Here is a 12560-nt window from a genome sequence, read left to right as displayed (position 1 = left end):
GTATTGAGGTGTGTAACAATTGGTGAGAAATGGATTTTGAAGTATTGCAGAACAGACAGGTTGTTAGTAGAGTTAATAGAGAGCGGTTTAATAGCTACAAAGTAGAAATGTTTAACTTCTTTCAGCAGAAATCTCCCGCCTCTGTAGGTGGTGAGATGCTGTACCTGTTGCTACGCTTTCGGTACAAAAGTTATTTGCTAAAAGAAGTTAAAGTCTCTGGTGGATGTCACGGAATCGGAAAGGAGTTAATAACGGCTAACTACCTGCGTCGTGCAGGCCTAAGCACAAGGCCGATTCTGGACGCATTTATGCCGAGGCATAATTGATTGAAGAGATAGAGCAAGTGATTATTGCTCTAGTGTGTGAATGTAACGTAAGCCGTAACTTCATTAGCATCACTTTAACAAGTAGAAGAAGGAGGTTAAACAATGATACAGTTGCATATTGAAAGTCAGAAAAACCCAGAGATTTATCGAAAGTTATTATTACCGAAGAACAGTAGTTTTTCCTTGCTAGATAACATGATATTACTTAGCTTTGATTTGGATGGGGCGGACTATTTTAATTTTGAAATGGTTAAAAAAGATGGACGGGAATCTAAAGAAAAGATTTGTTTTTTACCTAAAAATGATACGGATTTAGATACAGATGAAGAGTTGGTCGACGAATGGCTTCGAAAATCTGGTGATGAAGCCATTGCACATATAATTGATAATAGTGAATCGTTTATTATTCGATTAGAGAACAATGAGGATTTACCGACGAACTGTGAAACTTTTTTATGTATTGCGGGAGCAGGTAATATTCATACGGGTAACATGGACAAGATTGATTTGGAGGAAGTTAATGAACGGATAAGGGAGGATGAAGAGGCCAATAGTTTACTAGAAAATCTAGAGCCGGATTATCTTACTTTATTGGAGCTCACAAATTACCTGAAAAAACTAAAGCCATGGCAATATTTTAGTGATGATGAAGTTGTAGGCATTCATTTTGCAGATGTAGATTACAAAGTACTTGTTTCTGTTATGGGAGCGGGTGGTGAAGAGTTTGGGTTAATGATTTTTGACATGGAGCTTGGCTATCATAGCTTAGCTAACATTCTTTATGAGAAAAATTTATCGAGCGATTTCTCTTATGGTTTAAATGCTTTAACTGTGAATTTTGTTGATAGGGAAGAGTTAGACCTAGCAGATTATTTATTAATTAAAGATAATGGACTGTCGTATAGAGGGAAGAAGAACTGGATTCAGTTCCGTAGCTATCTGGAGGGAACGCATCCTGAAAGACCAGATTATTTAGAGGTAGAGCTATTAATTGATGTTATAGGTAGGATGATTAATATTACAGAAGCTCGGAAGGATGGCTGGGAATATCCGCAGCTAGCTGAACATCAATATCCAATGTTTAAAGTGCAAATGGATGGTGAGTTACAAGAGATCTATATTTTGCAAATAAATATGCCCAAGCCAACGTTTGAGTGCTATGAGGAAATTTCAATGTTTGAAAAAGCAAAATATAAGAAAAAGCCTAAAAGCGCGTTACAAGTAGAATATGATGTATTTTACATGCCTTTTGGCGTAGAATCGGAAGAAACGAGCCGCACTGTTTATCCGATTGCTGGTATGCTTGTAGAACGAGGAAGCAATTTGGTTATTGAACATGAATTGTTCCCGATGCCTAAAACGCCACCAATTGCACAAGGTGTGTTATGGGCATTTTTACAGGGCTTAGAGGTAAGACCAAGTAAAATATTTGTTTCTAAAGAGTTAAGTCCGATGCTTCAACCACTAGCAAAAGTTGTAGGGGTGGAACTTGTAGAAAGTGAACTTCCTTGCATTCGAGAAGTGAGACAATTTATGAAAGACATGTCAATGGATTTAATTGAAGAATAGTGAATAAGCAGACTACACAAAATCCCACTGAAAAGTTGACTTTTCCGTGGGATTTTTTTGTTATACCTATCCTTGATAAACACTTTCACATGTATCAGGTGCTGGTTCATAGAAGCAATGATTTTTAAATTGACCAGTAAAAGGTTGACCGTACCATGTTGGAGGACATGGTGCGTATGGATTGAAATACCAAAGTGCGTATTTCGCTGGATGATCTCGCCAATAATCCAGCGTCAGTTTTGCTAATCTTCTTTCATTAGGTCGCGCCCTTTGGTAAAACATATTCCCTTTTTGAACAGCTTCAAAAGAATAATTTCCTCCCTGTACCTGATAAATAACATCATTAATCGTTCTTAAATCTTTAAAGTCTGGACATTCTGCTATCACACGATTCACAATAACATTGCCAACATATAGCATTCCTTGGTTTCCTTCACCTACCGCTTCTGCCCTCATCATCCTTGCCACTAGGTCAACGTCGGAATTTATATACTTTACTCTTGGCATTTTTTCACCTCCACCATATAGTATGAAAAAAAGCCTTCATTATTGTCATTTGAAATTCTAATAATAGTTTTATAATTGAAAAACACACCATCGATGCTGTCGGCAAAACAGTAAGATGGCGTGTTTATTATTAGAAATTCTTTTTGAAGTACGGTGTTTTTTTCATCACGATACATACTGGGATCGCGATCATTAAGCCGACAACGTTTTGAATGACGTCCCCTGGAATGGATGCCATAGGGGCAACCCAGCTTTTGAACATAATCGCTTGCCCGATATAGTAGACCGCAATCATCACGGGCATAGCAACACCGACTGCTAAAATGTTTAATCGGATGTCGTCGCCTTTATGTCCTTTAGACCAAGCGATTTTCCCAACGATGGCGCCTTGTAATGCGCGGGAGATAATTGTAGTTGGCGCCCAAATTAACCAACCACCTACGATATCGAATAAGCCCATTCCGATTGCTCCAGCAAGTGCCCCTTTTTTAGGACCAAATAAAATCGACGTGATCAAAAGCATGGATGTTCCTAGGTGAATAAGTCCACCTTGCCCGAATGGTAGCTTTATATTAATAAACATTGTCGCGACGAAAACAAGTGCTGCAAGAATGGAAGTAATGACTAAATCAAATGTTTTCGTGCGTGGTTTTGTATAGGATTGACTTTGTATATTTTGCATTTGCATGTCCTCGCTAGGATGAATTTTTTAATAATTTTTACTTTAGCAAAGGACTGACTATCGTAAAAGTGCCAATTTGATAAAAAAAGTAAAGGTCAGTTTGTTTTTCTATAAGGGAGTGCATTTTCGCATCTAGCTAATTATGATACGATGAGAGAATACAAGCAGGATTAGTTAGGTGGAGAGTATGATGAAAAAAGTTGCTGTAATTCAGGATATGTCATCCTTTGGGAAGTGCTCGTTAACGGCTGCGATGCCTGTGCTGTCAGTGATGGGTGTTCAGGCGGTGCCATTACCAACTGCAATATTAACCGCGCAAACAGGGTATTCAAGTTTTTATTGTGAGGATTTAACGTCAAAGATGGACTACTTTGTGGATGAGTGGAGCAAGCTTGGAGCAACCTTTGATGGTATTCACACAGGTTTTGTGACAGGGAAGGAGCAAATCGATAATATCTTTCGGTTTTTAAACGTCTTCCACTCGAGTGAAACAACGCTGCTTGTCGATCCGGTAATGGGCGATTTGGGCGAGGTTTATAAAATGTATACAGGCGAGTTGCTTGATCGTATGAAGGCGCTAGTGAAATGTGCAGATATTATTACGCCAAATATTACAGAATGTTGCTTGCTTACGGGATTGTCATACGAGAAGCTACAGAGCTATCAGGACGATTTAGATTATATTCAGGCGATAGAGGAAGCGGGCCATCAGCTGCAGCAGGAAACTAAAGCGAACGTTATAATTACCGGTTTGAATCCGCCGCCAGCAGACGCGAATAAGCGCTATGTAGGCAATATGTATGTCGATGCACATCGTTCGTTTTCTAGTATCCGAGAATACAACGGCGAGAGCTATTCAGGCACAGGTGATTTGTTTGCATCCGTCATTATGGGTGGCATGATGCGCGGACAGGATTTAGTTGAGTCGATGAAGCTTGCCGAGACGTTTTTGGCTGCTTCAATTGAAGCGACATCAAAAGCGCAAATTCCACGTGAAGCAGGCGTGAACTTTGAAACGTTTTTACGAATGCTGCTTTAGCAATGTCAGGGTTTTTATAACTGCGTTGTGACATGGATATTCATCAGTTTATTGAAGGTAACGCCCGTGCGAATTGATAAGGGATGGATTTTTAGTAAACAGGTAATAATGAAAATCATGAATTAGGGAGGTGTATAATGGATTCAATTAGATATTATGTAGTGCAAGTAGATAATCGCTATTACCAGGGGGAAATTGACCTTCTTACATTTACGGATGACGAAGAACAAGCCTTTACGTTTACGGATATTGTGGCGGCAAACGAATTGGCTAATGAGGTCAATGGAATCGTCCTGACAAGAGAAGTCAGTTATAAGGAGCTAGAAGACTTTTCAGCACAATATCTGGTTGAGTACGAAGCATTGCCAAAAGAAGAGCGTGACACGATAGAATCATTTTGTAGGGAGCTCAGTATAGGAATGTTTGAATAAATGCCGAATCGAATCTTTTCGGCTCTTTTTTATGCAGTTTTTGACTGAGCTTAAGCATTCTACCCTTCTAAAACATGGCACTTTCTCAATTTATTCAATGAAATAGTGAACAGCCCGTAGCCAAGATTAATGGTTGCGGGCATTTTTTGAAATATCAAGTATGATTTATGCGTGTAGAATTAACATGTGGTGACAAAATTGAAACTACTAGATGAACTTGGGGCTGCATGTTTAAATGGGAATGATAATAACATATCGTATATATTAAACCATCGCACGGGTGAAGTTCTTTAGAATAGGGGAGGTTTTAAAAATGAATCAGACAACAAATTGGCGACCTAGAGGTTTTCTTCAGTGGCTACTCACAATCCTCTCTGTGATAGTATGTTTTATTATTATTATAGTGGCCTACTATATTTTTAATCCGAGTAATATGGATAAAATAATGAGTCTACTTGCATGGGGAGTTTCTATATTTCCGATTATTCTAGTAGTTACAGCATTAATACTAATAGTTTTATTAGCTCTTTCTTTTTGGAAGAAAACCTTAATTGCTCTTACAGTGTTATTTCCTATTTTGTTGTTATTAATGTTTTTAACTGTGCAGCCAATTAGTAATATGAAAAGCTATGCTAAAAGCGAGAATGTATCGGTTGCTCTTAGTTCACATTTTTTCTATAAACAAAATATCTCAACAAAGCCTAGTGTAGATGTGGTGTATGGGAAAACTACGGACGGCATTGAACTAAAGCTTGATGTGTGGCCAGCGAAGAAAAAATCAGAGGATGTTTTAACACCTGTCATTGTTCAAGTGCATGGGGGTGGTTGGGTAAGTGGGGATAAAGGCCAAGTGCAAGACTGGAATCAGTGGATGAATAATCAAGGGTACACTGTTTTTGATGTCCGATATCGTATGCCTCCTGAAGCAGGTTGGAAAGATGAAGTAGGGGATGTTAAATCGGCGATTGGTTGGATCGTGCAAAATGCAGATACGTATAAGATTGATTCGAATAGAATTATTTTAATGGGAGAGTCTGCTGGGGGAAATCTAGCTATGCTTGCTGCATATAGTATGGGAGATAAGCATTTACCGCCATCAACGGATGTTCCGGATGTACCGATCAAGGCAGTGATTAACATGTATGGGCCGTCAGATATGACTGCGTTTTACAAGAACAATCCAAGTAAGAGTTATGTCCAAGATGTTATGGCTAAGTACATTGGAGGTTCACCATCCGATTACCCTGAGCGTTATAAGATGCTTTCCCCTATAAGCTATATCCAGGAACATACGCCACCAACTATTATGTTTTTAGGGACGGATGATCGTATTGTTCCTGTAGAGCAGGCAAACGTCTTGGGTGAGAAACTGACTACAAGCGGTGTAGCGCATGAACATTATCTTCTTCCAAAGGTCGATCATGGCTTTGATGCAAATCCAGGTAGTTTGAGCACGCAATTTGCCAAGGAGAAAGTAAAAGTATTTCTTCAAAAATATAATAAATAATCATTACGCGTAGCTCCTGTTATGGTAATAGGAAAAGCCTTTGAAGGAATTAATCATTCTTCAAAGGCTTTTATAATTAGAAAGTACATGTAGGATTATTATTATCCGTCTCAAAGTATATATGAAAATGCTTACTGCAATTTGGATTGAAAAGAGTATGACAATGTTTACAGCTTGTGTGATTCATATATTCATGAATCGTTAATTCACTTTTACATACACCACAAAATATTGCCTTTTCATGAAAGTCCTCTTTCTTCCATGGCTGAATTTTATGATTTGAATTTTCCTCATGACATTTATAGCAAGGATAATACTCTCTACAGCATTTAAATTTAATTGAAATGGTATCTTGTTTTTTAAAATAGTGTTTACATCTTCCTTGATCATCAATAATATTTCCTAGAATCTTCATATTTCAAACCTCTTTTCATTTTAAAACGCTTAAATTAAAACTTCACTAGATGCAATCAATCGATTATATTGCTCCGTCATTATTGTAAAATGATGCTTTTCATGGATGGCAAGTAGCTGGATAGATTGAATAAGGTTAGGGTAGTGAGCAATGGGATCTGGAAAGACAATATGCCCGGCAATATCCTTCTCAATATTTTTTACTAATTCTTGCATTACACTCGTTTCGTTTACTAGTAATTGTTCGATTTCGTTGCTGCTTAGCATAAAACGAATTTTAGAGGGGGGCACTAATATTCCTGGAGCTCTCATGCCGCTTCCTTTTTTGTTTTTATATTCCTCGTATATATCATGTATTTCTGTAGCGAAAGGCTTGTTTCTTCGCATTTTTGCGTAAGGCGTCAGTAGTAAGGAAAACTTTGTTGCTGTTTTCAGCATTTTTAAGATTAGATAAAGGTGATAGAAGTGTTCACCGATAGACCATTTTCCTTCTTTATCGCGGTGCCATAGTTGTTCCTGTGGGAGTGAATGAATGCAAGATACGTAGTGAATTCGCTGCTCTTGTAATAGATGAAAATGATGCGCCATACTGTTAGATTTCATATTTTAACATTCTTCTTTGTGCTGTTATTTCCATTTTAGGGAATTATCTTGTGGAAGTACATAAAATACTATTAAGAATTGGCGATAAAAATGGAAAGTATCGTAGGAGGGATAAAAATGAATAGTAGACTTTTAATAGCTGCAGACGCTGAAGCCTATCGGAATTTAAGATTAGAAGCGCTACAAAATAATCCTGAGGCATTTGGCTCTAGCTTTGAGGAGGAAAAGGATAATCCGATTGAGCTGTTTGCCAGCAGATTTGAATCACAGGGGGCTTATACGATAGGGGTATTTGATCAGGAAGAATTAGTGGGTGTTGCGACGTTAGTGCAGGAAAGTAAGCTTAAGTTAAAGCATAAAGCGAGCATCTTTGCGGTGTATGTTTCTCCGAAAAAGCGAGGGCTTGGTATTGGTAAGCATTTAATGGTCGAAGCAATTAACAAAGCGAGGGAGTTAAAGAGAGTTGAACAGCTTCATCTAACGGTTGTGTCAACGAATGCTTCAGCAAAAGGACTGTATTCTTCTTTAGGGTTTGAGGTTTTTGGAACGGAGAAGAGGGCATTAAAAATAGGTCAGCAATATTTTGATGAGGATTATATGGCTTTGTATCTATAACTTATTTCAGTGGATGCAGCCACTGAAATAAGCTAAAGCGAAAACTCCAAGAGCTTTTACCCTTGGAGTTTTTTGATTTTTATGGCGTGGTCCAATGAAACAAATAGAATAAAGCAATGATTAAAATAATGACAGCAATCGTAAAAGTGACGTAGCTACTAGCATTACCCGTTTTATTTTTCAGTAGCTTTAAGCTCAGTACTATATTGATGATTGATAATGGGAATACTAACCAAAATCCTAAATTGCCTAAGAGTTCAATTTGAATTGGTACATGATTGTAAAAATAATTATAGGTGATACCTAACGCAAGTAAAATTGCCAGCGCAATATTGACCTTTGCAATTTTAATGTTGCTAATCATAATTGCCTCCAATCGATCCCTTTATAGTTGTATAGTATGCTTAAAATAAAAATCTGATAAAGCATGTAAGCTTCCAGGATTTGATCACATTACTCGGTTCATTAATCTGAATATTCAGTAAAATGAATGTGTAAATCTTTAGTTTCTAGGACCTATTCTTCCACCTTTCGTTAACCAATTCCAACATATCTCGAAAAACTTTACCTTTTCTTGTAATAAATAAGGAAAACCAATAAACAACCAATACAAAAAAGCAAGAACCAATACACCGGTTAATATACTGTTCATTTGTGTTGCAATAAAAATGCTAAGGAACATAATAAGAAAATATAGTACAGCAATTCTCCTGTAGGCTATCATAAATTTCCCCTTCCATTATTTACAATCATACAGAAAAGATAACCTTTTTAGCAATAAATTATATGCTGGTCAAAATCGAAAGCGAAAGACAAAATAATACACCCACTAACGCGAGTTAGTAGGAAATGCAAGTGTAAGTCAATTACCTGCACAATAATAAATATAAGCGTCAAATGAAAGTCATATAAAAGCAATAAAAGCTGTTACGCATCCGTTGGCTTAATAGCTTTAGCTTTCCCTTTTTTAAAAATTCCTAAAAGAAGAAGCACAAGTCCCGTTAAAAATAGAAGTGGAAACATGACCATCATTAGTACGACCGCCGCAAATCCCTCACCTTCATATCTCCCATACAGAATAGAAACAACCCCTGAGAATAAAGGAGCAATTACTAACATCATAGTTATTCCCAAAATTATATATTTCTTTTTACTCGATTTACCAAGACTTATCATAATAGCTATTCCTAGTACTAATACTAACCCCAAAGCAACTAATCCAATTCCCAATTTAGACCCTCCCACCCTTCATTTAAATTTTAGCAGATGTTTGAACACCCGCCATTAATTTTTCAATTTCTATGTGGTTCACCCTCCTTTTTTGTAATTAAGAGATTTTATAACTTCCGATAACTCCATGATAACCGCTTCTAATTTATCTATTTTCCTTTCAAAGCGAATGAATAGATAGACTGTAATGGCAATAGGGAATCCAAAATTTCCTATTAGGCTAATCCAAATTGGAACATTTTCTGGTGTCATAATGTAAATCACCCTCCCTCTTACTCCAAATTAGTAATATAAGGTGATACTCGGATTCGAACCGAGGATCCAGGTTTTGCAGACCCTTGCCTTACCGCTTGGCTATATCATCAAAATTGTAACTGTACTATGTAAAGAGGATCCTTCTGTAATAAAAACAACCTTCCTGTAAAAAAATATTATTTTGTCATGGTTTCCATTTCTTATGTTTTAGACCTCTTTAAGGTCTTTAAGATGAAATATGATATAACGGTATATTCAAGCGAGGAATGTCAATATTGTGTTAGGTTAAAGGAATGGTTAGAAGAAAATAATATTACGTATACCAATAAGGATATTAATGAAGAGCACGTATTAAAGGAGTTTAAGCATTTTAATAGTAGTGCTATCCCATTTACTTTAATAGTCGCTGATCATAAAGTGGAGAGAATTATTGGTTATCAGCCAGAAAAAATAAAAGCTATTTTAGATATTTGAAAGAGTTGGATTAAATCACCTTTTTTGTATAAAAGGTGTTTTTTTTATTCTTTTTAAGAACATTTGTTCCTATTTTAGTTTATAATATAGATACAACATTCACTTTAAATAGAGAGAAGGCGGAAGTATTGGAGGGATAATTAAATGGAGAAACAAAAAATAGAGGAATTCTTCTATAGAAATAATGCGCAGGTTAACAATCCAATCATAAAAAGCTTTTTGTCGGATTCCAATAATCTTTATTTGGTGCAAAAGGCGATCTTATATCCAACCGAACAAAATAAGAAACTTGTCGATGAATCTTTCCAATCTCACTATATAAATGTTAGGAAAATCAAATATGTCAGTAATTTAATTTATTTTTTTAGCTTAGATTTTGATAAAAAAAGGAGAAGGCTACAAAATCGTGCTTTATTAATATTAGATAAGGGCTTATCAGAAGAAGGTGGCACGACTGCGAAAGAGCTAATAGAAGATGCAAGCGTCGAAATTGAACTGGATCATATAGTTGATGGAGGATTATTTGACAATATTGAAGATGAATTGCTTTTAAAGTCTTTGCAAAAACTAACGGTTAAACAACTTCAAATATTAGAGATGATTTATGTAAAAGAGCTTTCTATAAAAGAAATAGCTCACACATTACAAACTACACCGCAGAATATATCAAACCTTCATAGGAAGGCTTTAAATAAACTCAAAACTACACTCAGCAAAAAGGGGGAATAATATATGACGATTTTAGAAAATCAATACAATGAGGAGACGCTAACGATTATAGAGAATTTCATACCGAAAATAAAACAATGTTTGCACAATACAGACTTTCAGGAAAGGGAAGACTTGGAACAAGAAATTAAATTGAAAATTATAGAGAAGCTTGCAACAGTAGAATTTCAGGATGCACCTAGTTTTTGGGATTTTTTCTCGTGAACTTTATACCCGGTTGTTTCGAGTGACTACCCGCAACCTAAATTCCGCCTTGAAATAAAAAACGATGCACATAGTGAAGACACTATGTACATCGTTTTATTAATTAGCCTTTTAGGAAATCAGGCTTTGCGAAGTTAGGGTTTGGATATTTATAGAACCCTTCGCCTGTAGCGCGGCCTAGTTTGCCTTTTTCGATATACTCTGTTTTTAAGAGGTTGGCTAGTTTATTAAAGTTTTCATTACCTGTAGCAGCGGCTTTTGCCTCTACAATGTTGAATGCAGTGTTAATGCCGACAATGTCAAGGATGGCGAATGGACCTAGTGGTGCTCCTGTTCCAATCATCCATGTTTTATCGATTGTTTCTGGGTCTGCTACTTCTTTTACTAATAGTGATTCAGCAGCATCTAAAAATGGAACTAGTAATGAATTCAAAATATAGCCTGGTTGTTCTTTATATAATGGAAGTGGAACCATGCCGATTGCACGTGCAAATTCTACGACTTCATCGAACACTTTCATATCAGTGCCTGGATGCTTCATAATTTCGGCTGTGTTGTTTTTCCAAATCGTATTTGCAAAGTGAAGCGCTATAAATTTCTCTGGACGACCAGTTGCTTCAGCAAATTGGCTCGGTAATAATGTAGATGAGTTTGTCGCAAAGATTGTTTTAGCAGGGGCAACTTTGCCAAGGTTTGTGTAAAATTCCGTTTTAATTTTAACAACTTCGGGAATCGCCTCAATCACAAGATCGGTATTTGCAACCGCTTCTGATAAATCACTTTTAAATGATAAACGTGCATATGCAGCATCAACTTCTTCTTGCGTCGCGCCTAAGTCTTCTTGGTATAACGGTTTTAATTTTGTGATACGATCTTGTGCATTTGTTAAGGCCTCATCATTAATATCGTATACTGTTACATTAAATCCTTTAAAAGCTGATTGATAAGCAATTTGACTACCTAGAACACCGCTACCTGCAACTGTAATATTTTGATAATTCATCCTAAATTCCTCCTTCGAAATTGCTACATTAATATAATTGTATGGGTATGTGCTGTATCCCTTGTTACACCTCCATACTACTTCTTCTAATATTGAAAAATCAAATGAAAGCCTCAATTATTATAATAATATAACGACTTCATTAATTTCCCCAAAAGTAAAAAACGTCACCCGAGAGAGTGACATTTAATGTTCAATAGACGCTAATGCTTTGTTCATTTGGCGTTCATTATATTTTATTGCATGACTATTAATGGATTCAAGTCCCTTAAAAGTATAATTAACGTTTTGATAAAATCCAAAGACAAAATCATTGATTGGCGTTTCTTCTTCCCCATAGTATCTATTCACTACATATGCCTTAAAAATATTTTCTAGCATATATTCATTATTTTGTACGTCTGCCAAATATTTTTTATTTTTATATTCGGCTTTCATGTAATCCTCGAATTCTTTGATTTCAGTCTTTGTAGCGGGATACTTTTTAGCGTAGGCTTCAATTGTATCGAACTTTTTAGAAGAAGTGCTATTAAGAGAAGCAACCTCCTTTACTTTAGTCTGCCAAGTTGCATCTTCTGTTGATTCTACTTTAGCTACTGGTTTTTCTTCATATGTAATAGTCATCTTTTCTTTATTTGCTTTGTATTCAGGGGAAATATCCCAAAATCCTATCATACAAAAAATCATAATGATAATGGGGATCGCGGTTAATTTCAACATTTTCAGTGCTTTAATCTTATCCATCTTTATGAAATTGATCACTGCAAGAAGAAGAAAAACAATTGCTATAACAATACTGAAGAGAGTTATAAGGACAAATATATTTACAAGAGTATTTACCAAGTACTAAAACTCCTTTCTTTAGATAGAAATCTTTATATATCAAATATTTTAATATATAGAATAAAATAGAACTATACTTAACATTGAATTTTTTTCCACGCAAAGAAAACCCTTTGATTTTTTCAATTT

17 protein-coding genes and 1 tRNA gene are annotated in these 12560 nt (G+C 36.1%); 8 read left to right on the top strand and 10 right to left on the bottom strand.

Annotated elements, in window-relative coordinates; translation table 11 throughout:
* Positions 1 to 428 precede the first annotated feature (428 nt).
* A complete protein-coding gene (locus tag ACIPKN_RS18780; protein WP_400938888.1) occupies positions 429 to 1895 on the top strand; it encodes a DUF7309 domain-containing protein in 1467 nt (488 codons plus the stop codon).
* Between the two features lie 66 nt (positions 1896 to 1961).
* Here the strand turns inward: ACIPKN_RS18780 and ACIPKN_RS18775 are convergent, their stop codons facing one another.
* Positions 1962 to 2402 (bottom strand): cell wall hydrolase, encoded by a 441-nt coding sequence (locus ACIPKN_RS18775; RefSeq protein WP_142509340.1) that lies wholly within the window; start codon positions 2400 to 2402, stop codon positions 1962 to 1964.
* Between the two features lie 130 nt (positions 2403 to 2532).
* Positions 2533 to 3084, bottom strand: a complete 552-nt coding sequence (locus tag ACIPKN_RS18770) for an ECF transporter S component (RefSeq protein WP_400938885.1) — start codon at positions 3082 to 3084, stop codon at positions 2533 to 2535.
* A gap of 187 nt (positions 3085 to 3271) precedes the next feature.
* Between ACIPKN_RS18770 and ACIPKN_RS18765 the strand changes: the two genes are divergently transcribed.
* The 3 genes from ACIPKN_RS18765 (at position 3272) to ACIPKN_RS18755 (ending at position 6061) form a co-directional block, all read left to right on the top strand.
* Positions 3272 to 4123: a pyridoxamine kinase gene (locus ACIPKN_RS18765; protein WP_400938959.1), complete on the top strand. Its 852-nt coding sequence runs from the start codon at positions 3272 to 3274 to the stop codon at positions 4121 to 4123.
* A gap of 137 nt (positions 4124 to 4260) precedes the next feature.
* Positions 4261 to 4554 (top strand): hypothetical protein, encoded by a 294-nt coding sequence (locus ACIPKN_RS18760; protein WP_400938883.1) that lies wholly within the window; start codon positions 4261 to 4263, stop codon positions 4552 to 4554.
* A gap of 313 nt (positions 4555 to 4867) precedes the next feature.
* The gene (locus ACIPKN_RS18755) at positions 4868 to 6061 is read left to right on the top strand and encodes an alpha/beta hydrolase fold domain-containing protein (RefSeq protein ID WP_400938880.1); all 1194 of its coding nucleotides are present in this window, start codon (positions 4868 to 4870) and stop codon (positions 6059 to 6061) included.
* A gap of 76 nt (positions 6062 to 6137) precedes the next feature.
* Here ACIPKN_RS18755 and ACIPKN_RS18750 read toward each other — a convergent pair whose 3' ends face one another.
* Positions 6138 to 6476, bottom strand: coding sequence for a CHY zinc finger protein (locus ACIPKN_RS18750; RefSeq protein ID WP_400938877.1), 339 nt, complete (start codon positions 6474 to 6476; stop codon positions 6138 to 6140).
* 29 nt (positions 6477 to 6505) lie between these two features.
* Positions 6506 to 7078, bottom strand: a complete 573-nt coding sequence (locus ACIPKN_RS18745; RefSeq protein WP_400938874.1) for a DinB family protein — start codon at positions 7076 to 7078, stop codon at positions 6506 to 6508.
* A 117-nt stretch (positions 7079 to 7195) separates the two neighbouring features.
* Here ACIPKN_RS18745 and ACIPKN_RS18740 point away from each other — a divergent pair, with 117 nt between their 5' ends.
* The gene (locus tag ACIPKN_RS18740; protein ID WP_400938872.1) at positions 7196 to 7693 is read left to right on the top strand and encodes a GNAT family N-acetyltransferase; all 498 of its coding nucleotides are present in this window, start codon (positions 7196 to 7198) and stop codon (positions 7691 to 7693) included.
* A gap of 79 nt (positions 7694 to 7772) precedes the next feature.
* Here ACIPKN_RS18740 and ACIPKN_RS18735 read toward each other — a convergent pair whose 3' ends face one another.
* The 4 genes from ACIPKN_RS18735 to ACIPKN_RS18720 all read right to left on the bottom strand — a co-directional run bounded on the left by ACIPKN_RS18735 (position 7773) and on the right by ACIPKN_RS18720 (position 9287).
* The gene (locus ACIPKN_RS18735) at positions 7773 to 8057 is read right to left on the bottom strand and encodes a hypothetical protein (protein ID WP_400938870.1); all 285 of its coding nucleotides are present in this window, start codon (positions 8055 to 8057) and stop codon (positions 7773 to 7775) included.
* A gap of 563 nt (positions 8058 to 8620) precedes the next feature.
* Positions 8621 to 8923: a hypothetical protein gene (locus ACIPKN_RS18730; protein WP_400938867.1), complete on the bottom strand. Its 303-nt coding sequence runs from the start codon at positions 8921 to 8923 to the stop codon at positions 8621 to 8623.
* Positions 8924 to 9001: 78 nt separating this feature from the next.
* On the bottom strand, positions 9002 to 9175 hold the full coding sequence (locus ACIPKN_RS18725) for a YvrJ family protein (RefSeq protein ID WP_016993736.1): 174 nt from the start codon (positions 9173 to 9175) through the stop codon (positions 9002 to 9004).
* A gap of 41 nt (positions 9176 to 9216) precedes the next feature.
* Positions 9217 to 9287: transfer RNA gene (locus tag ACIPKN_RS18720), tRNA-Cys, on the bottom strand.
* Between the two features lie 122 nt (positions 9288 to 9409).
* On the opposite strand from ACIPKN_RS18720, the gene ACIPKN_RS18715 reads away from it, so the two are divergent.
* From ACIPKN_RS18715 to ACIPKN_RS18705, 3 genes are all read left to right on the top strand, one after another.
* A complete protein-coding gene (locus ACIPKN_RS18715) occupies positions 9410 to 9652 on the top strand; it encodes a glutaredoxin family protein (RefSeq protein ID WP_400938865.1) in 243 nt (80 codons plus the stop codon).
* Between the two features lie 144 nt (positions 9653 to 9796).
* A complete protein-coding gene (locus ACIPKN_RS18710; RefSeq protein WP_400938863.1) occupies positions 9797 to 10381 on the top strand; it encodes a sigma-70 family RNA polymerase sigma factor in 585 nt (194 codons plus the stop codon).
* Between the two features lie 3 nt (positions 10382 to 10384).
* A complete protein-coding gene (locus ACIPKN_RS18705) occupies positions 10385 to 10585 on the top strand; it encodes a hypothetical protein (RefSeq protein WP_400938861.1) in 201 nt (66 codons plus the stop codon).
* 103 nt (positions 10586 to 10688) lie between these two features.
* On the opposite strand, the gene ACIPKN_RS18700 is transcribed toward ACIPKN_RS18705, so the two are convergent.
* The gene (locus ACIPKN_RS18700; protein ID WP_400938858.1) at positions 10689 to 11588 is read right to left on the bottom strand and encodes a 3-hydroxyacyl-CoA dehydrogenase; all 900 of its coding nucleotides are present in this window, start codon (positions 11586 to 11588) and stop codon (positions 10689 to 10691) included.
* 186 nt (positions 11589 to 11774) lie between these two features.
* Positions 11775 to 12431, bottom strand: a complete 657-nt coding sequence (locus ACIPKN_RS18695; RefSeq protein ID WP_400938856.1) for a hypothetical protein — start codon at positions 12429 to 12431, stop codon at positions 11775 to 11777.
* Positions 12432 to 12560: the final 129 nt, after the last annotated feature.

This window comes from Lysinibacillus sp. NPDC086135, assembly GCF_044746345.1.
Classification (GTDB): domain Bacteria; phylum Bacillota; class Bacilli; order Bacillales_A; family Planococcaceae; genus Lysinibacillus.
The sequence above is the reverse complement of the archived record's forward strand: the minus strand, read 5'-3'. Positions and strand labels throughout refer to the sequence as shown.